The organism is Roseibium sp. AWQ4_290, from assembly GCF_056160985.1.
Window position 1 is genome coordinate 60,470 of sequence record NZ_JBSWYG010000025.1, and the last position, 22,277, is coordinate 82,746.

General features: G+C 58.0%; 16 protein-coding genes. 11 read left to right on the forward strand and 5 right to left on the reverse strand.

Features of this window, described 5'->3' with window-relative positions:
- Positions 1-171: 171 nt before the first annotated feature.
- Positions 172-1,116, forward strand: coding sequence for a tRNA pseudouridine(55) synthase TruB (truB, locus tag ACXAH0_RS21775; RefSeq protein WP_475195015.1), 945 nt, complete (start codon positions 172-174; stop codon positions 1,114-1,116).
- 31 nt (positions 1,117-1,147) lie between these two features.
- Here the strand turns inward: truB and ACXAH0_RS21780 are convergent, their stop codons facing one another.
- Positions 1,148-2,128: a TAXI family TRAP transporter solute-binding subunit gene (locus ACXAH0_RS21780; RefSeq protein ID WP_475180137.1), complete on the reverse strand. Its 981-nt coding sequence runs from the start codon at positions 2,126-2,128 to the stop codon at positions 1,148-1,150.
- Between the two features lie 74 nt (positions 2,129-2,202).
- Between ACXAH0_RS21780 and ACXAH0_RS21785 the strand changes: the two genes are divergently transcribed.
- Positions 2,203-2,964 (forward strand): substrate-binding periplasmic protein, encoded by a 762-nt coding sequence (locus tag ACXAH0_RS21785; protein WP_475195016.1) that lies wholly within the window; start codon positions 2,203-2,205, stop codon positions 2,962-2,964.
- Positions 2,965-3,191: 227 nt separating this feature from the next.
- On the opposite strand, the gene ACXAH0_RS21790 is transcribed toward ACXAH0_RS21785, so the two are convergent.
- Complete coding sequence (locus ACXAH0_RS21790) at positions 3,192-3,680, reverse strand: MCP four helix bundle domain-containing protein (protein WP_475195019.1); 489 nt, start codon at positions 3,678-3,680, stop codon at positions 3,192-3,194.
- Between the two features lie 387 nt (positions 3,681-4,067).
- On the opposite strand from ACXAH0_RS21790, the gene rpsO reads away from it, so the two are divergent.
- Both rpsO and pnp read left to right on the forward strand, forming a co-directional pair.
- Positions 4,068-4,337, forward strand: a complete 270-nt coding sequence (rpsO, locus tag ACXAH0_RS21795; RefSeq protein ID WP_475180144.1) for a 30S ribosomal protein S15 — start codon at positions 4,068-4,070, stop codon at positions 4,335-4,337.
- Positions 4,338-4,799: 462 nt separating this feature from the next.
- Positions 4,800-6,926 carry a polyribonucleotide nucleotidyltransferase gene (gene pnp / locus ACXAH0_RS21800; RefSeq protein WP_475186716.1) on the forward strand — a complete coding sequence of 709 codons (2,127 nt, stop codon included), beginning with the start codon at positions 4,800-4,802 and terminating at the stop codon, positions 6,924-6,926.
- Between the two features lie 192 nt (positions 6,927-7,118).
- Here pnp and ACXAH0_RS21805 read toward each other — a convergent pair whose 3' ends face one another.
- Entirely contained in the window at positions 7,119-9,875 is a 2,757-nt protein-coding gene (locus tag ACXAH0_RS21805) for an EAL domain-containing protein (protein ID WP_475195021.1), read from the reverse strand.
- Positions 9,872-11,068, reverse strand: a complete 1,197-nt coding sequence (locus ACXAH0_RS21810) for a substrate-binding domain-containing protein (protein WP_475195022.1) — start codon at positions 11,066-11,068, stop codon at positions 9,872-9,874. The genes ACXAH0_RS21805 and ACXAH0_RS21810 overlap by 4 nt, the downstream gene beginning before the upstream one ends.
- A gap of 360 nt (positions 11,069-11,428) precedes the next feature.
- Here ACXAH0_RS21810 and dapB point away from each other — a divergent pair, with 360 nt between their 5' ends.
- From dapB to ACXAH0_RS21825, 3 genes are all read left to right on the forward strand, one after another.
- Positions 11,429-12,241, forward strand: coding sequence for a 4-hydroxy-tetrahydrodipicolinate reductase (gene dapB, locus ACXAH0_RS21815; protein ID WP_475186723.1), 813 nt, complete (start codon positions 11,429-11,431; stop codon positions 12,239-12,241).
- A 27-nt stretch (positions 12,242-12,268) separates the two neighbouring features.
- Complete coding sequence (locus tag ACXAH0_RS21820; protein ID WP_475186726.1) at positions 12,269-12,889, forward strand: 2,3-bisphosphoglycerate-dependent phosphoglycerate mutase; 621 nt, start codon at positions 12,269-12,271, stop codon at positions 12,887-12,889.
- 315 nt (positions 12,890-13,204) lie between these two features.
- Complete coding sequence (locus ACXAH0_RS21825; protein ID WP_475195024.1) at positions 13,205-15,640, forward strand: methyl-accepting chemotaxis protein; 2,436 nt, start codon at positions 13,205-13,207, stop codon at positions 15,638-15,640.
- 62 nt (positions 15,641-15,702) lie between these two features.
- Here the strand turns inward: ACXAH0_RS21825 and ACXAH0_RS21830 are convergent, their stop codons facing one another.
- Positions 15,703-16,323, reverse strand: a complete 621-nt coding sequence (locus ACXAH0_RS21830; RefSeq protein ID WP_475186729.1) for a TetR/AcrR family transcriptional regulator — start codon at positions 16,321-16,323, stop codon at positions 15,703-15,705.
- Between the two features lie 199 nt (positions 16,324-16,522).
- Here ACXAH0_RS21830 and ACXAH0_RS21835 point away from each other — a divergent pair, with 199 nt between their 5' ends.
- The 4 genes from ACXAH0_RS21835 to ACXAH0_RS21850 form a co-directional block, all read left to right on the forward strand.
- Positions 16,523-17,599: an efflux RND transporter periplasmic adaptor subunit gene (locus ACXAH0_RS21835; protein ID WP_475195027.1), complete on the forward strand. Its 1,077-nt coding sequence runs from the start codon at positions 16,523-16,525 to the stop codon at positions 17,597-17,599.
- The gene (locus tag ACXAH0_RS21840) at positions 17,599-18,669 is read left to right on the forward strand and encodes an efflux RND transporter periplasmic adaptor subunit (RefSeq protein ID WP_475195029.1); all 1,071 of its coding nucleotides are present in this window, start codon (positions 17,599-17,601) and stop codon (positions 18,667-18,669) included. The genes ACXAH0_RS21835 and ACXAH0_RS21840 overlap by 1 nt, the downstream gene beginning before the upstream one ends.
- A 2-nt stretch (positions 18,670-18,671) precedes the next feature.
- Positions 18,672-21,815, forward strand: a complete 3,144-nt coding sequence (locus tag ACXAH0_RS21845; protein WP_475186737.1) for an efflux RND transporter permease subunit — start codon at positions 18,672-18,674, stop codon at positions 21,813-21,815.
- A gap of 249 nt (positions 21,816-22,064) precedes the next feature.
- Positions 22,065-22,277 (forward strand): transposase (locus ACXAH0_RS21850; protein ID WP_475195031.1); only part of this gene is annotated, 213 nt, incomplete at its 3' end.

Below are 22,277 nucleotides of genomic sequence, written 5' to 3' on the forward strand. Positions count from 1 at the left end.
CTGCTTGCCGCCCCTGCGCAGGCAGGGAACCAGTCGTCATTGACTTGAAATTTTGACACGCCGTGAAGACCGGGCGTACTGAACTCCGGTCTCTCGCGAGGCTCGGGCCCCGGGGTGACAAGCAGGCGGCTGCAGATCCACCAGCTTGGCTGTTCAACAAACGAATTCAATATGGCACGCCAGAAACAGATCAAACGCAAGAAGAACACCATCAATGGCTGGCTTGTGCTCGACAAGCCCTATGGCCTGACGTCCAACGAGGCGCTTGGCCGGATCAAGCGGATTTTCTCGCCGCAGAAAGTCGGTCATGCGGGGACACTGGACCCAAGGGCCTCCGGTTTGCTGCCGGTCGCCTTTGGCGAGGCCACCAAAACCGTGCCCTTTGTCATGGACGGGCGCAAGGTCTACCGGTTCGAGGTGACCTGGGGGGTTGAGACCAACACGGATGATACGGAGGGCGACGTGGTTGCCACATCCGACATCCGCCCGCAAACTGAGGATATCCTGGCGGTTCTGGGGGAATTTGTCGGCACGATCCTGCAGGTGCCGCCGAAATTCTCCGCCATCAAGGTTGGTGGTGAACGGGCCTATGACCTGGCCCGTGACGGGGAAGAGGTGGAGCTGGAGGCCCGTCCGATCGAGGTGCACCGGCTGGAGCTGGTCGAAAGACCGGACGAGGACCGGGCCGTCTTTGAAGCCGAATGCGGCAAGGGAACCTATGTGCGCGCCCTGGCGCGCGACCTTGGCCGCCGCCTTGGCACCCATGGCCATGTGACGGATCTGCGCCGCCTGCTGGTCGGCCCGTTCGGAGAGGACGATCTGATCGCGTTGGACGAGTTGCTGGAGGCAGCCGAAGAACTTGAAGAAGGCGAGGGCGTCAATGCCCTGGTTGAGGAATTTGTTCTGCCCGTGCGCGAGGCCATGGAAGACCTGGTCGAAGTACCGGTCTCGCTGGATGATGCGGCCAAGATCCGCAAAGGCATGACCGTTCTTCTGCGCGGCCGCGATGCTCCTCTGAACACGGAGGTTGCCTTTGCCAGCCACGCTGAAGTACCGGTTGCCATCGGCTCTATTGACAAGGGCCGTTTCCAGCCAAGCCGGGTTTTCAACCTTTAAGGGACCTTCAGTCCCAAGGTCACAGAAGATGTTATTGATTGTTGGCAACTGACGGGGCCAAAAGCCCCTTGTCGCGGTAGAATTTGATGGCGCCCGGATGCAAGGGCACAGTCAGGTTCCGGCTTAGATCTGTTTCCTTGAGCCGGATCAGACTTGGATGGCTGTCTGTGAGTTCGTCGAAATGCGCGTAGAGGACAGTCAAAAGCTCATAGACCAGGTCATCTGAAACATGGGTGCTGGCCAAAAGCGTGCTGCGAGCACCAAATGTATAAATTACCTCCTCTTGTCCGGCATAGGTATGCGCCGGAATCTCCATCTTTTGATAGGAGGGCTTTTCTTTCATGAAGTCCCAAATCAGATCTCCTTTGATGTCCAGAAAATCCAGGGGGACTGTTTCAGACAATTTGACAATGGAATGTGAAGGAAAGCCGACAGTGTAGAAGAAGGCGTCAAGTTCTCCGCTGGTGAGTTTTTGCAAGGCCTTGCCTTGCAAGAGGCCACTGGCACTCAGGTCGCGTTTCAGGTCCAGATCATAAAGATCCAAAACGGTCAACGCGTTTTTCCGCTGGCCTGAGGCGCGGTTTCCGACGCTGATGTTGTGGCCCTTTAAATCCGCGATGGTCTGTATCCCGGCCGCTTCCCGGGCAATCAGATGGACCGCTTCCTCATGAAGGGACGCCACACTTCGAATGTTCCGGACCGGTCCGTCAGACCACTCCTCAACGCCGTTCCAGGCGTTCCATTGGAGATCGGACTGTGCCAGCCCAAACTCGATGAGCCCGTTTTCAAGAGCGTTTATGTTAAACGCTGAACCGAACCCCGAACGGCTGTGGCATCTTTTACCTTTTTCTGCCTGCTGGTTGACAAATCTGCACAACTCTTCAGCTATGTGAAAGTACACGCCCGCTATCGATCCGCCAGAAATCGAAAATGCACGCGTGCCCTCAGCCGATCCGGATCGCGGAATGGCGCAAATCAGAGCAACGAAGACAGATAGGTATATCCTGTACATATTGTGGCTTACGAAAGTGGAATTTGAACACGATATCGCGAATTGATAATTCTGTAAATGGGAGTGGTTTCGGTGTGAAAACGAAGATGATGTTGATTGTTATTTCTTCGTTGGCTTTGTTTTATCTAGTGCCGATCTCGGTAAATTCAAAGGAATATTTCGACAAGTATTATGTCGTTATCCACGAATCAGCGCCTTTCAACATTGTCGAGCAGTGGAACGGTGTCGAGGGCTATAGTGGTGTTTATGTTGATGCCATCACCGAGGTCAGCAAACGCACCGGCCTTGAGCTAGAATTTGTAAACGTCTCGCATGCCAGGGCTTTGGCAATGATGAAAAGCGGTCAGGCGGATATGATGCTTGGGCCGGTCTGGAATCCGGAAAATGCGGCGAATATGGAGTTCCTGGATGCGCCGCTGCCTTCCGAAGATCTCGTGTTCCTGATGGCAGACACCAGTCTCGACATCTCGTCTTACGAAGATCTTATGGAGCGGCAAATCGGTGTGCTGCGGTCGGCTCGGTATCTTGATTTCTTTGACTATGATGCACGCCTCCGGAAATACGAACTTTCATCCTTTGAAGAAGGCGCGCGAATGCTCGAACTTGGCCGCCTTGATGTAATGATCGTTCCAGAACACCAAGCGAACTACATCATGCAGCAGCCAAACAATAAGTTGAAGAAGGCGGCTTTTTCCGCGCAAGGATCGCCGTCCTACATCACGATCTCTCGGAATTCGAACTTGCTGGACCGTAGAGAGATGATTGAAAACGTCTTCAGGGAGCTCAATTCGGAAGGCTATTTTGAGCGATTGCTGCGAGTGTATTTTTTGCCCTAAGGATTTATCTGTTTGGGGCGTTTCGGTACGAAAAAACCGCCGGACATGGCCGGCGGGTAAAATCGTTTCCAATCTCAACCGGATCAGTTGATGAGGAACTCTCCAAGATTTTCCTGCTTAATGAGTTTGTAGGGCACCCAATCATAAGCAGTGTCCCATTGCGTGGTGTAACTTTTGTGGTTAGCGCGGGCATCGCTTCGCTGCGCGAAGGCTCCGCTCAGCCCGCGCTAACCACAAAAGTTACACCACGCGACGGGACACTGCTGCAGGTCACCCATCATCACCTCGCCGGCAAGTTCGCGCTCCCCGGCATCTTCAAGGATCAGAACCTCTTCTTCAACCGCGAGAAAATGCTGCCAGGCGTTGCGCAGGTCAGCCGCCAGCTTTGCTTCCGGCCCGCTTGTCTCAATCAGTGTGGAATAATTCGACCAGGCCTCAGAAAACGCCTGCTGGGTTTTCTTGGCATCGTTTACGATCGAATTGCGAAGATGGTCAGAGGTCGCATAGTGACGAAGAAGATCATCATTTTGCAGCTTCTGACTCATGCGCGCCATGTCGCCGAGAATGGTGACAGCATCCATTTCAGTGCGCAGGTGAGTTGTCGTGTCGCTCATGAAGCCGATGCGATTGAGCGCAAAGCCTCCCAAAGCAACGGTAAATAACAATAGCAAAGAAAAGCTTAGGATAAGCTTGGATTTAATCGTCAGGTTTCGCATGGTCGTATCCCGTCGGTCGAATTCAGCGAGATATTGAATGCTAAAATTAAAAAAACTGAATTTTTAAATCGATTTAATAAGTAAGAAAATTCAATGTTACTTTTTACAAGGGTGTGAATAAAGTAAGTGATTTTGCGAGTTTAAGCTTTTCAAGTATAGTCCGGATGAGGTGTGGTGATGCCTTTGCCCAAAATTGCATCAAATTTTTCTGGTCAAATCCTTCTTTTTCCGCCATATTCCGCCGCCATTGGGCATTGAGGCTCAATTCGTCCTGCAGAAACCTTTGCTGACCGACATCTCGGCTCTGGCAACTGAAGGATCAGGCCGGTCCTCCGGCAGTTCAATGTGCCTGGTCAACAGGCCACCACTCTTTGAAAGGAAAGAGCGATGTCGATTACTGCAGAGCGTAAAGCTGAACTCATCAAGGAATTTGCGACCAAGGACGGCGACACCGGCTCTCCGGAAGTCCAGGTAGCGATCCTCACCGAGCGCATCAACAATCTGACCGAACACTTCAAGGGTCACGGCAAGGACAACCATTCCCGCCGCGGTCTTCTGAAGATGGTTGCATCGCGCCGGTCCCTTCTGGACTACACGCGTGGCAAAAGCGAAGAGCGCTACAAGTCGCTGATCGAGCGTCTTGGCATTCGCCGCTAAGACAGGCGAGACAGAAGACGCGGTGGGTCTGAACCTGCCGCGTTTTTTTTAGAGCCTTTCCGCCTCTGCAAAGCCGGGCGAACGGCTCTGGAGCACATCGCGATCACCCGGATGCGCCCTGTGTTCTGAAATCAGAGATTTCAGAACACAGGGCGCCCGTCGTGATTTGAAAGAAACGCGATGCGCTCAAACGGGGTGCAACCTGAACCGAAGGCTCGAACCGGGTCTCAAGACCATGTTGCCGTTGAGTGTTTCCTTATAGACCGGAACACTTTATAGACCCCCCGGGACAAGTCATGGGGCAGGATTGCCGGCTTCTTTCGGTTTCGTGAAAGCAGCCCGCCGTCTTGCCCGTGACCTGTCCGCCGGTAACCGGCCCATCCGGGGCCGACCGGGAAAGTGCCTGATGGCTAGCGCCGGACCGAAATCGGCGCATACCAGGCAAATACGTAAGGACAGATGATGTTTGATATTCATCGTGTGGAAGTCGAGTGGGGCGGACGGCCGCTCATTCTCGAAACGGGCAAAGTGGCCCGCCAGGCCGACGGCGCCGTGATGGCGACCTATGGCGAAACCAAGGTTCTGGCCACCGTCGTCTCCGCCAAGGAGCCAAAGCCGGGACAGGATTTCTTCCCGCTGACCGTGAATTACCAGGAAAAGGCCTTTGCCGCCGGGAAGATCCCGGGGGGCTACTTCAAGCGCGAAGGCCGCCCGTCCGAGCACGAAACGCTCACCTCCCGTCTGATTGACCGGCCGATCCGTCCGCTCTTTGCCGACGGCTACAAGAACGACACCCAGGTGGTGATCACCGTTCTGTCCCACGACATGGAAAACGCGCCGGACATTTTGGCCATGGTCGCGGCCTCTGCGGCGCTGACCCTTTCGGGCGTTCCGTTCATGGGCCCGATCGGCGGCGCCCGTGTCGGCTATATCAATGGCGAATATGTTCTGAACCCGGCCGTGGACGACATGCCGGACAGCGCGCTGGATCTGGTGGTTGCCGGAACCGGTGATGCGGTTCTGATGGTGGAATCGGAAGCCAAGGAACTGGACGAAGACGTCATGCTCGGCGCTGTCATGTTCGGCCATGCCGGTTTCCAGACCGTGATTGATGCGATCATCAAGCTGGCCGAAACGGCTGCGAAAGAACCGCGTGAATTGTCGATACCGGACCATTCCGAGCTGTTCGGCAAGGTCAAGACCATGGCGGGCGAAGATCTTAAGGCCGCCTACCAGATCACCTCCAAGACTGACCGCAAGGCGGCAGTTGATGCGGCCAAGGCGAAGGTTGTTGAGGCCCTGATCACCAATGCGGCCGACGGCGAGGCGGTCGAAGGCACCGTGCTCGGCGAGCAGTTCAAGAAGCTGGAGGCCGAAATCGTCCGGGGCGCCATCCTTGAAACCGGCAACCGGATCGACGGCCGCGACCTGTCGACAGTGCGCGCGATTTCGTCTGAAGTCGGCATTCTGTCCCGCGCGCACGGTTCGGCCCTGTTCACCCGTGGTGAAACCCAGGGTCTTGTTGTGGCTACTCTGGGCACGGGGGAAGATGAGCAATTCATCGACCTTCTGGAAGGCACCGTGAAGTCCCACTTCATGCTGCACTACAACTTTCCGCCCTATTCCGTCGGTGAGACGGGCCGCATGGGCTCCCCGGGGCGCCGCGAAATCGGCCACGGCAAACTGGCCTGGCGCGCGATCAACCCGATGCTGCCCCAGCACCATGATTTCCCCTACACGCTTCGGGTTGTCTCCGAAATCACCGAATCCAACGGCTCGTCCTCCATGGCAACGGTCTGCGGCACCTCGCTGGCGCTCATGGATGCCGGCGTGCCGCTGAAGGCACCGGTGGCCGGGATCGCCATGGGCCTCATCAAGGAAGGCGACAAATACGCCGTCCTGTCCGACATTCTCGGCGATGAAGACCATCTTGGCGACATGGATTTCAAGGTGGCCGGTACCGAAAGCGGCATCACCTCGCTGCAGATGGACATCAAGATCGACGGGATCACCGAAGAGATCATGAAAGTGGCTCTTGGGCAGGCCAAAGACGGCCGGATCCACATTCTCGGCGAAATGGCCAAGGCCATTACCGAAGCCCGGTCCGAGCTTGGCGAACATGCGCCGCGCATCGAAATGATGAAGATCCCGGTCGACAAGATCCGTGAAGTCATCGGCTCCGGCGGCAAGGTCATCCGCGAGATCGTGGAAAAGACCGGCGCAAAGGTCAATATTGAGGACGACGGCACCGTCAAGATCGCCTCGTCCGACGGCAAGGCCATCAAGGCGGCGGTCAACTGGATCAACTCCATTGCGGCCGAGCCGGAAGTTGGCGTGATCTACGAAGGCACGGTCGTGAAATGCGTCGATTTCGGTGCATTCGTGAACTTCTTCGGCGCAAAGGACGGCCTGGTTCACATCTCCCAGCTGGCTCCCCAGAAAGTTGCCAAGGTGACCGATGTTATCAAGGAAGGCGACAAGGTCTGGGTCAAGCTCATGGGCTTTGACGAGCGCGGCAAGGTGCGCCTGTCCATGAAGGTTGTCGATCAGGAGACCGGCAAGGAAATCGAGAAGGACACCGCGGAATAAGTCAGACCGGCGGGGGATCTGCCAGCTTGCGCTGGCAGGTTCTCAAAAGCCTCTGATTTGAACGCGCCGGCGCTGTGTTGTCACCGCTCACACCGGCTGTGGTTGTCTGGAACAGGAAAAACGCGCAGGAGCCCGGCTCCTGCGCGTTTTTTGTGCCCTGACGGGATACCAAGCTCGTCAGATCGGCGTCTATCAGCTGGCCTTGCGGGCGAGCTGGTTATCGAAGGGCTTGGACGACACGAAATCGAGAAATTCATGCTCCGGCATGGTCCGGGCCAGATAGTAGCCCTGGATCAGACGGCAGCCGAGGCTGGCCAGAATATCGCATTGCTCCTGGGTCTCCGCGCCTTCGCAGATCACATTGATCCCCAGCTTGCCAGCCATGGAAATGATGGCTTCCACCAGGGCCTGGGCATCGGCATCCTTTTCAAGGTCCATGACAAAGGACCGGTCGATTTTCAGGATATCGATAGGCAGGCGCTTGAGATAGCTGAGCGAGGAATATCCGGTTCCAAAATCATCCAGCGAGATCTTGATGCCGAGACCCTTGAGCGTGGTCAGAAGCTTGATCGGATCAATCTGTTGATCGTCAAACAGAACGCTCTCTGTCATTTCCAGACGCAAATGGCCCGGGTCCATTCCGGTTTCCTCCAGAATGGCCTTGATACAGTCGACAAAGTCCGCCTCGCGGCACTGGCGCGTGGAAATGTTCACGCTGATGCTGGCCACATCCAGGCCCTTTTCCCGGCAGGCAGCATGGAAGGCACAGGCCTTGCGCAGGATGATCAGGCCCAGGGGAATGATCAGGCCGGTTTCTTCCGCCACAGGAATGAACTCGGCCGGAGACACAAAGCCCAGTTGCGGATCATGCCAGCGGGCAAGGGCTTCGCAGCCTACCAGCGTGCCGGACACATAGTCGATAATCGGCTGCACAAAGATCTCCAGATCCTTGTTTTCAATCGCCTTGCGCAGACCCGCTTCCAGCTGCAGCCCCCGCGCGGTGCGTTCATTCATGTGGCGGGAGAAGAAGCGGAACCGGTTGCCGCCCTCCGACTTGGCCTGATACATGGCCGCATCCGCCTGACGCATCAGCGCGTCTTGGTCCTTGCCATCATACGGGTAGACCGTGATACCGATGCTGGCGGTCAGGAACAGGTCGTTTTCGCCCTCCACATCGATCTTGCGGGCGATTTCCTCCAGAATGGTCTGGGCTCGGTGCTCGATCTCCCATTCGTCGTCTGCGGAGGGCATGATGATGGCGAATTCGTCACCGCCGAGCCGGGCAACCGTCTCGGTGCGCTTGACCACTTGCTCGATCCGGCGGCCGATGGTGGTCACGATCCGGTCTCCGAATTCGTGGCCGAACGTGTCGTTGATCACCTTGAACCGTTCCAGGTCCACAATCATGAGCGCGGCCAGCGAGCCGGTTTGTTCACTGTTGGTGATGGCCTGCTGCAGGCGGTCCAACAGCATGTTCCGGTTGGGCAGGCCAGTCAGCAGGTCATAGTTGGACTGATGCTCGATCAGTCTTTCCTGCTCCTTGCGCGCGGTAATGTCCATCACGGTGAGATAGATGGCTTCATGCCCGTCCCAGGTGGTCAAGCGCACGTGCTGTTCCAGCCAGACTTCTGCTCCGGACTTGCTTTGGGCGCGAACCTCATAGACCGGCGGGGCGCTGCCTTCTGAATTGCGCGTCTCGTAATAGTTGCGCAGGCGCTGTTCCTCACACGGGTCGTAGAGGCTCCAGATGGGTTTGCCAACCAGCACATCGGCCCGGTTGCCCGAATAGCCAAGCATGTGCAGCATGGCACGGTTCACATACAGAATTTTCTGATCCGAATGAACGACCACCCCTTGCAGTGATCCCTCGATCAGATCCTTGAAACGGGCATGGATGTTGTGAACGGATTCAAAGGCTTCCTGAAACAGATACCCCAGCTGATTGTATTCGGCGATCCGGCCGGGCTTGTAGGGTTCAAGGTCGCCCTTGTTGCGCCGGTCCCTGGCATAGTCAACCAGGGAGGCCAACGCTGGTTCCATGAATTTGTTGAGCGCCAGAGCCACAAACAGCGCTGTCAGGCCGACAAACAGGACAAAGGGCAGGAACAGATCGAGACAGGTCTGCCGGACTTTCGACAGGATGGTATTGGCCTGATCGGAATAGACGAAGATCGGGTGGCCGTGGTCATCGGAGAAGATCGCCGTTTTCCAATAGAGGCGGCTGTCCTGAACCGTGTGCGCCTGCACGGAGAGGAGCTCCTGGATCCTGTCAAAATGATCCGCAGCGCGAAACGAACCGCTGCTGGCAAGGACTGCGCCTTCATGGACGATTGCCAGATTGTCTCCGTCCAGAAGCCGGGAGAGGGCGCTCAGGACGGCAAAGGAATCATTGAGCAGGCTGCCGCCCACAAGCCGCCCCAGGACGCGTCCGTCTGAAGGATCGATCACGGGCAGGGCGATGACGGCTGCCATTGCGGCTGGACTGGAGTCATGATCGGAAAACACCTGCCAGACATCCGGCGCCATTGTGCGCATGGCGGTCCCGGGCAAAACCCCTCCAATGTCGATCAGAGTCTGGCTCGCATCCAGCCAGCCGAGTTCATCCTGCCGGTTCAGGATGAGAATATCGGCGCGCGGGTCAGAAGCAGCTGCAAGGTGGGTTTGGAGGAGGCGGTCGGCCTCTTGCTGGTCTTTCGCGGTGATGGCCTTGATCAGGGCCTCGTCGGCCGCCAGGGCCCGGAGCCGGGTTCCCAGCTGCCCAAGATAGGAGGTGAAGGCCAGCTGCGCCAGGGCATCTTCCTTCTGCACCTGTCTTTTGATCTCCAGATCCGCAATCGAACGGCTGCCAAGATATGTGACACCGAACAAGGCGACAGCAGTGGTGGCCAGCCCCAGAAAAAATAGAGCCAGAACGATCCTGCTGTATTTGAGACCCGTGATTCTTGTCATTTTGAGTATCGGAAAGCCCTGGCCTTGAGTGTGGACAGACGAACGGAACATTCTGCCGCCGTGAGCAAGACGAATGAACCGGAATAGACGACAGGAACCTCGTTGCCCCGCCCAGCGGTATCAAGGGCGATGGCCTCGGCCATGGCGACCCCGGCATCGTCATTCATGCGCATCACCGTGACCTGCAAGGTGCCTTCGGCAAGGGCATCCAGCTCGGCGCTGCCACCGCCCCAGCCATTCGTGGATACCTTTCCCTCCAGCCCGTGCGCGCGGATGGCATCGGCGGCGCCAAGGGCGATGTCTGTGGCGCTGGTATAAATGAAGGAGAGCGTCGGGTGGTCTTCTAGGATTCTGCTGGCGGCCTGCCGGGAGCGGGCACGGTCATAGCCTGTATAGTAGGAAGCTTTCAGATTTTCGGCCGCTGCGTCATAATAGGCCTGAAGAAACCGGATGCCCCGCCCCTGGCTGACATAGCCTTTCGGGCCAAAGAGGATGGCAAAGTCTTTCTTGCTCCCCAGCGTGTCTTCATAGTGCTCCACAAGCATCTGCGTGCCGGCGGCATCATCAAAGCCGACATACAAAAACGGCTGCCGGCCGCTCCAGGCGCGCACGGGTGTGGTGATATTCTGCAGAATGACCTTTGGCCGCCCGCGGGCAATCAGCCGCTGGGCAATCGCCTTGTCTGGGGCGCTGTCCAGGGTGAAGACAAGATAGTCCGGGTCATCCGTCAGGGCTTTGGCCACCTGCCGGGCCAGGCCGCCGGCGGACATGCCGCCGGGATAGCGGCCGGAGGAGGCGGAAAAGGACCGGATGTCATAAGGCAGCCCGAGTTCCCGCAAGCGGGCCTCCAGGGCCACCTGGCTGCGTTGCCAGTATTCGGAATTGTCGCGGCTGGGATAGACAAGCGCAATTTTCACCGGCCGGTCCGGCGCCCGTTCGAGTGGCGGAACGGGAATGTGGGAAAAAAGGGGATGTGCAGGGGCGGCCACGCGCTTGGCGAAAGGGCCAGAATTGCGCCGTTGAACAGGATCGATTTGCTCAAATTCCGTCAAGGACCAGTATTCAGGCAGCGAATCAGTGTTCAGATCGTCTGCGGCAGCCAGGTTCAGCGGTGTGAGAAGACAAAAGACGCCAAGAAGACCACTGAAAAACAGCCTGACCTTGTCCGCGGACGTATAAAAACCGCAGGCCATCACGACAGTCCTCTGGTATATTTTACCGTCCAGGTTAAAACGAATTGCCCTCTCTCCCTGTCATTTCTCTCACGACTTTATCGGCAAATTCTTTCATTCTGCTGAATCTGCTAGTGAAAAATGACACCTGCTGCGTGTATGGGTGGACTTTCCCGGTCAAAATGTTCCCGCAGCACGGGCACAATCGAATTGTCCGTCGCCCGTGAACCGGCCGGGAGGACTGAGGAACGTGGTTTGCGAGGCGGAAGGGTTTCGGGATCGGGCCCAATGACTGGACACCGGAGGTCTTGCCGGCATGGTCATTTGCCTCTGGCAGGGAAGCTGCTATACCCGCGGCGGCGAATGACAAAGAGGACAGGCATGAGGCAAATGCGCTTGGTGGTGGTTGGGGCCGGTGGCCGGATGGGCAGGGCGCTGACACGGGCAGTCACGGAAGTGGACGGCGCCAGCGTCGTTGCAGCCATTGAGCGCGAAGGTGCCGGTTGTCTGGGCCAGGATGCGGGTGAGCTTGCAGGGGTCGGGCCATTGAATGTGCCGGTGACTGACGACCCGCTAACGGCGTTTGCAGGCGCGGATGGTGTTCTCGATTTTACGGCCCCTGCTGCCAGCCTATGGTTTGCAGAACTTGCGGCACAGGCAAGGATTGTCCATGTGATCGGAACCACCGGCTGGGCCGAGGGCGAGGATGCGCCGCTGAAGGCTGCGGCCCGCCATGCGCGGATCGTCAAATCGGGCAATATGAGCTTGGGGGTGAACCTGCTGGCAAGTCTTGTGCGCAAGGCGGCGGCGGCTCTGGACGCGGATTTTGATATCGAAGTTCTGGAAATGCATCATAAGCACAAGGTTGATGCTCCCTCCGGCACGGCACTTCTTCTCGGGGAGGCGGCAGCCGACGGGCGGGAGCTGGACCTTGCCGCCCACTCGGTCCGGTCCCGGGACGGGATCATGGACCCGAGGCGGGCCGGCGACATCGGCTTTGCCACCTTGCGCGGGGGATCGGTGATCGGAGAACATTCGGTCATCTTCGCCGGGGAAGGGGAGCGCATTGAATTGACCCACCGCGCCGAAGACAGGCAGTTGTTCGCGCGCGGCGCGGTGAAAGCCGCCCTTTGGGGCTTTGATCAAAAGCCCGGATTGTATTCGATGGCCGATGTGCTCGGCCTTGAGTCTTGAATATATTGACACTTTAAGGAGCACGGCATGGATCGCCTTCTAGTGCTTGTCCGCCACGGGCAGAGCGAATGGAATTTGAAAAACCTGTTTACCGGCTGGAAGGACCCGGGCCTGACCGAGCAGGGAGTTGCCGAAGCGCACCGGGCCGGTCAGGAACTCCACGATCTGAAGCTGGCTTTCGACATTGCCTTCACCTCTGATCTGACACGGGCACAGAAAACGCTTGCGATCATGCTGGAAGAACTGGACCAGACCGGGCTGGAGACCATCAAGGACCAGGCGCTGAATGAACGGGACTATGGCGATCTGACCGGCATGAACAAGGACGAGGCCCGCAAGGAATTCGGTGAGGATCAGGTTCATATCTGGCGCCGGTCCTTTGATGTGCCGCCTCCGGGCGGAGAAAGCCTCAAGATGACCGCTGAGCGGGTGCTACCGTACTATCAGGCGGAAATTCTGCCCAAGGTGATCGCGGGAAAGCGGACGATTGTGTCGGCCCATGGCAACTCGCTCAGAGCTCTGATCATGGAATTGGAAAATCTAACGCCGGAAGAAATTCTGAAGCGGGAATTGGGAACCGGAACGCCCATCATTTACCGGTTGGATGAAAACGGCTCTGTATTGAGTGTACAGGACCTTGCAGACTGAGTTGAACCGTCTGAAAATCTGTTGGAAAGCAACCAAAAGAGGGCGCTCAGCGCCCTCTTTTTCGTTGTGAGCAGGCCTTCCCGTTGGGAACATGAAAATAGTTTTGGGAATGTGTTTCTTGAATATTTATTTGACTGTATTTGAACTTTAGAGAAGTCATAAAAAGTTCACATCGAGGATAATAGATATAATTTTGATTAATACAAAAAAATACTATAAAAAGAGAGGTATTTAGCTAAAGTATTTACGTGTCATTCACACTTTCAGGCCAGCTTCCGGGCGTGCGGAATACAACGCTGAACGGGGGGCAATACCGTGATCTTGGAACGGTTCCACAATATCAAATTTGGATACAAGGTGTGGGGTGGCTTTGGAGCTGTTCTGCTCTTGACGGCAGCGGTCGGCCTCGCGGCGACAGTGACGATTTCCGGCCTGTCGGTGCGCTCGCAAGTGTCCGGATCGGCCATTGAGGCTATGGCGGTTCTACAGCGTGTCAGCCTGGCCAAGGAAGGGTATCTTTCGGCGCCGTCCGCGGCGGCGGCCCGCAAGGTGGAGCAAAACACCCGCGAGCTGATCGACCGTCTTGAAACGATGTCTTTTCAAGCCTCTGGCCAAAGCAGGCTTCAGAAGGGCATCGCCGATTCCATCGGTCAGGTCGAGGCGTTTGACACGGCGTTCCAGCGGCTGAAAGCGCGGACGCTGGAGCAGGCCAGCAGCTTGGCGAACCTGAGCGAGATGAGCGGCCGTCTGGCCAAGACAACCACCCGCATCAGCGAGATTGTCGGCAAGGTCCGCAAGACAACAACCACCGCCGTGAAAGCGGCTGAGGTGACGCAAAACGCGGCCCGTGACCTGACCAGCCAGGCGGAAGCGCTGCATCAGGGTGTTGTCACCCTCGTGCCGATGTTCGGGCATGGTGCCAGGTTCAAGCAAAAGGACATTACCGGTGCGATCCGCAAGGAGATCGATGCGACGCTGATGCAGATGGCCTCGGCCGCGCAGGTGATCTCAACCACGTCGGTGGCAGGGCTGGAACGCGAGAAGCTGGAGCTTCTGGTCAAGAATACGAACACGCTGGCAAAGGCTGTGCCGGATCTGCTCGGCGAAACCAATCTCTTCAACCGCATGGGCAAGAAGAAGACCGTGGCCGATCTGGTGCGGGCTGTCGACAACGGGTCTCTGGATCTTCAGTTTGACTCCTACCGGATCCTGGACCGGGAGCTGGCATTGGCGACAGAAGCGCAACGCAACCTCACCAAGCTGGCGTCCTTGGGGGAGCTGGCCATCAGCCTGGCAAATGGTACGTCTGAGGCAAGGTCTGGGACCCTGGAATTTGTCTCCAGAATCGATCAGGACGCCCCTCCTATCAAGGACGAAATCGAGGGCCTGGTCGGTGTCGCGGCAGCGCTGGACAAACGCGACGAGCTCGCGGCCTCGGCCAAGGACCTTGGCAGTGTTGAAAAAACTGTCAGACAATTCTCCGCAGCTTTCTCCGGGATCGTTACGATCCGCAACGAACTGATTTCCCTTGAGCGGCAGCTTGAGCGGGCCGCCGGAAACGCCGGCACGAAGATCAGCGAAGTCTCCGGCCAGCAGAGCCGGGAGATGCAGCAGGCCGGGCGGACCGCCTTTCAGGCCATTTTGCTGGCTGTCGGAATTGCCATTTCTATCGGCGGCGCCTTGGCCTTTGTGCTGAACGCGGCCATCACGCAGCCGATCAAGGGGCTGACGCGGGTGATGGCGCAGCTGGCCGACGGCAATCAGGAAGTGTCCATCCCGGGGCGCGGGCGCGGCGACGAGATCGGCGAGATGTCACGCACGGTTCAGGTCTTCAAGGACAACTCGCTGGAGCGGGCGCGGCTTCGGGCCGAGCGGCGGGCCGAAGAACAAAAACGCCAGGAACGCCAGCAACTGGTTGAGGACCTGATTTTCACCTTCCGTGAGCGGGTTCAGGACCTTCTGGCTTCGGTCGGCCAGACGGCTTCAGGGCTGGATGAAACCGCAAGAACCTTGACGGATACGGCACATCAAAGCTCCCGGAAGGCGGAAGATTCCAAATCTGCATCGGGTGTGGCAAGCCGCAATGTTGGACTTGTGGCAACAGAAACGGCAAACCTGACCGCCTCGATCAACGAAATCAGCGTTCAGGTTTGCCGGACGACGGAGGTGGTCGGCCGGGCGACAGAAGGAACACGGGCCACCAACCAAAAGGTCGCCAGCCTGGCGCAGTCGGCGGCCAAGATCGGCGAGGTTGTCACGCTCATTCAGGCGATTGCCGAACAGACCAACCTACTGGCGCTCAATGCAACCATCGAGGCGGCCAGGGCCGGGGAGGCCGGCAAGGGCTTTGCGGTTGTTGCATCTGAGGTGAAGGAGCTGGCCAATCAGACCTCCAAGGCAACCGAGGAAATCGGCAGCCAGATCACTGCGATTCAGGCGGCGACAAACGACTCGGTTCAGGCGATTGCCGGCATCACCCGGACCATGGATGAGGTCAATTCCTATACCGCTGCGATTTCTGCCGCCGTGACCCAGCAGGGCACCGCCACGAATGAAATCTCCCAGAATGTGCAGCGGGCGGCTGAGGGAACCGAAATCGTTACGACTAACATCACGGACCTTTCGGGAGCTGTCGATCAGACGGCTGCATCGGCAGAACATGTGGTGCAGGCGTCAGGGGAGTTGACGACAAGGACGGAAGAGCTGCGCTCCCAAGTGGACCGCTTCCTCTCCGATGTTGCGGCCGCATAAAACCGCCGAAGGCCCCTTGCGGCCGGACTGCTGCCAGCTCTTGGAAAACGGCCGGCAAGGGGTCAGATCGTTTTCTCAGGTGGGATGAGGCCGCGCAGCAAGACGTCCAGAATAGCGTCCTTGTGTTCGTCCGTGTCGATCTCCGGCGCGTCACTGAACAAGAGCCTCCAGACCGTAAGGGAAATGGCAGGGCCCAGAAAAATCTCCGGAATATCCAGAGCAGCCGCATCGCGGATCTTCTGGTCGTCTCGGAACTGCGTCAGGAGGCTCTTGAGCTTGTTCAGGACAGGGGCGGTGAACGCGGCATAATGGGCGCGGGTCAGTTGGGGGAAGCGCCGGGATTCCAGCACCAGGAGCCGGATCAGCTCCCGTTTCTGACGGTCCCGGGTCACGTTGTCATAGGCAAAGGAGAGGAAGGCGCGCAAGACCTCTTCCGGGCTGTCGGGCTCAAAAGCCAGAAGCTTGTCGATATCCTGAATGACCGGAGTCATCAGGTCCTGGGCCATGGATTCAAACAAGGTTTCCTTGCTGTCGAAATAAACATAGATCGTTCCCTTCGTGACATTTGCGCGGGTCGCGATGTCGTCAAGGCGGGTTCCGGCAAATCCGTGTTGCGAAAATTCTTCGAAGGCGGCCTGGAGAATCTCCCCCGGCCGTTCTGACTTCCGGCGCTGCACAGCCACGTTTTGTCTCCCCAGGCTTTGGTGTGGCCGGTGCTGGGAGGCGCCCGGCCTGCTTATAAATAATTTACCGATGCCTAGGAGATATCCCATGAGGGACTTGTCATCAAGAAAATTATTGACTAACTAGTCAGTCAATAAGAGGCTTCTTCTGTGCGTTTTGCGACGGTGCGGGCTGCCGTGTTTGGAATGGCGAAAGGTCATGATCGTGAAAAATTGGATGGCCGCAGCGGTGTTTGCGGTGTGTGCCCTGGCCGGTGAAACGGCTCAGGTTCAGGCAGAAGGCGCTATTGCAGTTAAAACCGTGACGGCGCATTTCACCGACTATTCCCCCTATCTGGTGATCTCCGGAGAGGTAGAGGCAAGATACCAGAATGATGTTGCCTTCCGAGTGACTGGCAGGGTCAGCGAGCGCTATGTGGATGTGGGAGACCACGTCACCAAAGGAGAAGTGCTGGCCCGTCTTGAGCAGAAGGAAAAAATGGCGGAACTGGAATCGGCCAAGGCCGATGTGGTCTCTACGACAGCTGTTCTGACTCAGGCCAAATTGACTCTCAAAAGGCAGAAGTCACTGCTCGACAAGGGCTTTTCCACCCGCAGCGACTATGACAGCGCACAAGAAGCCTATCGGGTAGCCCAGGGGAATCAGAAAGCGGCCAAGGCGAATTTGTCAGAAGCCGAGCAGACACTGGACGATACAGTGCTTCGCTCCGAAGAGGACGGCGTGATTACGGCCCGCTCAGTTGAAGTTGGGCAGGTGGTGGAGGCTGGCGGCACGATCTTTTCCGTGGCCAGGGACGGAGCCAGGGATGCGGTGTTCAAGGTGCATGAATCGCTCTTTGCCACGCAACCGGCCGCCCCCGATTTCAGCTTGAGTCTGATCTCCAATCCCGAAGTGATTGCACTTGCCCATGTGCGGGAAATTTCACCGACCATCGACAGCACCACTGGCACGGTGCGGGTGAAAGCGGCGATTGACTCGCCGCCGCAGGAAATGACCCTGGGCGCCCCGATTGCCGGGACCGCAAAATTCAAGCCTGTCCATGTGGCGATCCTGCCCTGGAGCGCGCTCATGTCGAAAGACGGAAAACCGGCAGTCTGGGTGGTCGATCCGGCAACGTCAAAGGTGCATTTGCAGGATGTCACCCTCTCCCGGCACGAAACCGAACTGCTGTTTGTGTCTGATGGTTTGAGAGAGGGGGACGAAGTTGTCACGGCCGGGGTGCAGTACCTCTTCCCGGGTGTGCAGGTGATTGCCGAGAACGAAGGAAAAGACTGATGCGCACGTTGCTTGGCCTCTGTGCCGTTTTGGGCCTTGTGCTGGTTGCCGGGTGTCAGGAACATGACACCGAAACACAAGCTGAGGCTCTCCGTCCGGTCCTGTCGACTGTTGCGAAGGCTGAACTTTCGTCCGAAGATGTCTTCACCGGTACGGTAGAGCCCCGCTACAGCACGGATCTTGGCTTTCAGGTTCTCGGCCGTCTGATCCAACGCAATGTCAATGTCGGTGACATCGTCAAGAAAGGCGATGTGATCGGAGAACTTGACCCGGCTATCTATGAGTTTTCCAAGCGGTCGGCCGAAGCCAGCCTGACGGCGGCAGAAGCCCAATTGGACAATGCGCAAGCGTCGGAGAAACGGTCGATCGCTCTGGTCAAAACCGGCGTGACCGCGGAGTCCACACTGGATTCGGCGGTCGAAACACGCAAGAGTGCTGAGGCCAGTGTAAGGAGCGCCAAGGCAGAACTGGAAAAGGCTGAAGAACAGCTCAGCTACACCCGCCTGGTCGCGACCTTTGACGGGGTGGTCACCCATACGGATGTGGATGTGGGCGAGGTTGTCGCCATTGGCGAAACCGTTATCACTCTGGCACGGCTGGACGCCCGGGATGCAGTTGTCGACATTCCCGAAGACCTCGTTTCGAAGCTCCGGAACCGGACATTCGAGGTTTCCTTGCAGGCGTTCAAGACCAAGCCGGTGCTTGCCAAGGTGCGCGAGGTTGCCCCGCGCGCCAACAGCACGACCCGGACCCAGCGGTTCCGCATGACCCTGGACGATCCTTCCGCAAATTACCGTTTCGGCGCCCTGGTCCGCGCCTGGCCCGCCAATGGCGGGAACAAGCAGATCAACTTGCCGCTGACGGCGCTCCTGGAAAAAGACGGCAAGACCTTTGTCTGGGAGGTGGATGAGCAGGCTGCGGCCGTCCGCCAGGTGGAGATCAAGGTCAATAGCCGGACTCAAAAGACGTTTACCGTTGCTGCCGGTGTGGAGCCGGGGGCCCGCATCGTGACTGCAGGCGTTCACAGCCTGACGGATGGACAAAAAATCGCGCAGAGCTCGGAGCACTGAAAATGAAGTCTTTCAACCTCTCCGACTGGGCGCTCCAGCACCGGTCGCTGATCTGGTATTTCATGATTGTCTCGGTCATTGCCGGGGTCTTTTCCTACACCAATCTGGGCCGTCAGGAAGATCCGGATTTCACCATCAAGACGATGCTGATCCAGGCTCAGTGGCCGGGTGCTTCGACCGAAGAAACGATTAATCAGGTTACGGACCGGATCGAGAAGAAGCTCCAGGAACTGGACAATCTGGACTATACGAGGAGCCTGACGACCCCAGGCACGACGATTGTGTACGTGAACCTGAAGGACACGACCAAGGCCAAGGACGTGAAGCCCACCTGGAAACGGGTGCGCAACATGATCGAGGACATCGAGTCAGATTTCCCCGATGGCGTAGTGGGCCCTTTCTTTAATGACGATTTCGGCGATGTGTATGGCAATATTTATGCCTTCACCGCCGATGGGGTCAGCTTCCGCCAGCTGCGCGACTATGCCGAACAGGTGCGCAGCCGGCTTCTGACCGTGCCCAATGCGGGGAAAGTCGATCTGGTCGGAGCCCAGGACGAGGTTATCTACCTGAAATTCTCCACCCGCAAACTGGCGGCCATGGGCATTTCACAGGACAGTGTGGTGTCCACCCTTCAGGCGCAGAATGCGGTGGTGCCGTCGGGCGTGCTGCAGGCAGGGCCTGAACGGGTCAGTCTGCGGGTGGATGGCCAGTTCACCTCGGAAAAGGATCTGGAAAACGTAAACCTGCGGGTCGACGGCCGGTTTTTCCGCCTGAGCGATGTGGCGACCGTGAGCCGGGGCTATGAGGACCCGCCCGAGAACTTGTTCCGCTTTAACGGCCAGCCAGCGATTGGCCTTGCCATTGGCATGCGCCCGGGCGGCAACCTGCTGAAATTTGGCGAAGCGCTGGACGCGGAGATGGAAAAGGCGGTGGCCCAGCTGCCCGTCGGGGTCGGCGTTCATCTTGTCGCCGATCAGCCCCATGTGGTGGAAGAGGCCGTGGGCGGGTTCACCAAAGCCCTTTTCGAGGCGGTTGTGATCGTGCTCGCGATCAGTTTCATCAGCCTGGGCCTCAGGGCCGGGTTCGTGGTGTCCCTGTCGATCCCGCTCGTTCTGGCCATGACCTTCATCTTCATGGAATATCTCGGCATACCGCTGCAGCGGATTTCACTGGGCGCGCTTATCATCGCGCTTGGGCTGCTGGTGGATGATGCCATGATCGCGGTGGAGATGATGGTGGCGCGTCTGGAGCGCGGCGACCCGCTGGAAAAGGCGGCAACCTATGTCTACACCTCCACCGCCTTTCCCATGCTCACCGGAACACTGGTGACTGTGGCCGGGTTCATTCCCGTAGGTCTTAACAACAGCAATGCGGGGGAGTTTACCTTCTCCCTGTTTGAGGTCATCACTATTTCGCTGCTTCTCTCCTGGATCGTGGCGGTTCTGTTCGCCCCGCTTCTGGGCGTCACCTTCCTGCCGAGGAAGCTGAAATCCCATCATGAGAGCAAAGGTGTTTTCGGCCGCACTTTCGAGGCGTTGCTGCGGGTCGCGATGCGCTTCCGCTGGCTCACCATTCTGATCACGGTGGCTGTTTTTGCCACGTCGCTTTATGGCATGGGGTTTGTCCAGCAGCAGTTCTTCCCGTCCTCGGACCGGCCGGAGCTGATCGTTGACTTCAACCTGCCCAGAAACAGCTCCATCACCGAAACGGCCTCCCAGGTCGCGCGGTTCGAAACCTATCTGAAGGACGATCCGGACATTGACCACTGGTCGACCTATGTCGGCCGCAGCGCGGTGCGCTTCCTGTTGTCCTATGATGTGCAGATGCCCCAGCCGAGCTTTGGCCAGCTGGTGATTGTGTCCAAGAGCCTGGAAGCCCGCGACCGGGTGCGGTCCCGTCTTGAAAAGGTGATTGCAAAAGACTTCGTTGGCATTGACGGCTATGTGAAGCTGCTGGAACTCGGGCCGCCGGTTGGCCGTCCGATCCAGTATCGGATCAGCGGGCCGGACATTGCCAAAGTGGTGAAATATTCCCGCGAAGTCGCAGCGGTCATGGGCGCAAACCCGAATACGATGAACGTGGCCTATGACTGGAACGAACCGGGCAGGGTTGTGAAGATTGACCTGTTGCAGGACAAGGCCCGCCAACTCGGCATAACCTCGCAGAGCATTGCCACCTTGCTGAACGGCATTGTGGCCGGGAGCACGGTGACCCAGATCCGCGATCACATCTATCTGATTGATGTGGTCTCGCGGGCCAAGGATGAGGAACGGCATTCGATCGAGACGATCCAGCAGCTCCAGGTCCCGACCTCGGACAATGAATCGATCCCGCTCTCGGCCATTGCCAATATCCGCTACGAGCTTGAACAGCCCGTGATCTGGCGCCGGGACCGGGCCCCGACGGTGACCGTCAAGGCCGCCATCAATGACACCTATCAGCCCGCAACCATTGTGCAGCAGCTGAAGCCTGAGATTGATGCGCTGCAGGCCAAGTTGCCGCCGGACTACAAGATCGTGACCGGTGGTGCGGTGGAAGAAAGCGCGAAGTCGCAAGGCCCGATTGCGGCCGTGGCCCCGCTGATGATCTTCACCATGCTGACAATCTTGATGTTCCAGCTGCAGAGCTTCCAGCGCCTGTTCCTGGTGATCGCGGTGGCGCCGCTCGGGCTGATCGGCGTCGTGGCTGCGCTCCTGCCGAGCGGTGCACCGCTCGGGTTCGTGGCGCTGCTCGGGGTCTTGGCTCTGGTCGGAATCCTGATCCGGAATTCGGTCATTCTGGTGGTCCAGATCGAGGATCTGCGCCGGGATGGCATGGAAGCCTGGGATGCGGTGTTTGAAGCCACCGTCAACCGCATGCGCCCGATCATGCTGACGGCGGCGGCAGCTTCGCTTGCCATGATTCCGATCTCTCGCGAGGTTTTCTGGGGGCCGATGGCCTTCGCCATGATGGGCGGCATCATCGCCGGAACGATGATAACGCTCCTCTTCCTGCCGGCTCTCTATGTGGCCTGGTTCCGCATTCCTCGTCCCACGTCCACCCCCACCGCAACGCCCTCCGGCAGCGGGGCGCAGGACAAAGGGGATACGGCAGACGGGCCCGATAACGAGACTGGAGGGGCCGGCGAAGCCGCTCCTGCATAAGGGGAGAACCGGCGGAGGGATCTTCTCACGATCTCTGAACGCGGCAGATTTCCTAACTTGTCAGGCCGGGACCCAGGTGCCGGCCTGATTTTTTCTGCTCTCCGCACGAAAAAGGCCTCGGGGCGGAGAGTTTCCGAGGCCTTTCGATGTTGCCGGTTAAAAAGTGTGCGTCCGTTGAACCCGACCTAACGTGTTGCCGTTTGCTGCCTTAAGTGTCCACTTATCTAAATGGACACTTAAGGGCCCTTAATGAGTAATCGAAGGAAACGGCGGATTTGGTCTGATGAGGAGAAGCGGGAGATCTGCGCGCAAGCGGTTCTTCCCGGTACATCGGTTGCACAGGTGGCGCGGCGGTATTCTGCGAATGCCAATATGATCCACAATTGGCTGAAGGATCCCCGGTTTGCGCGAATGCCAGTTGATCCGGGCCACGTCGAGGAAGCGTCTTTCGTTGAGTTGGAA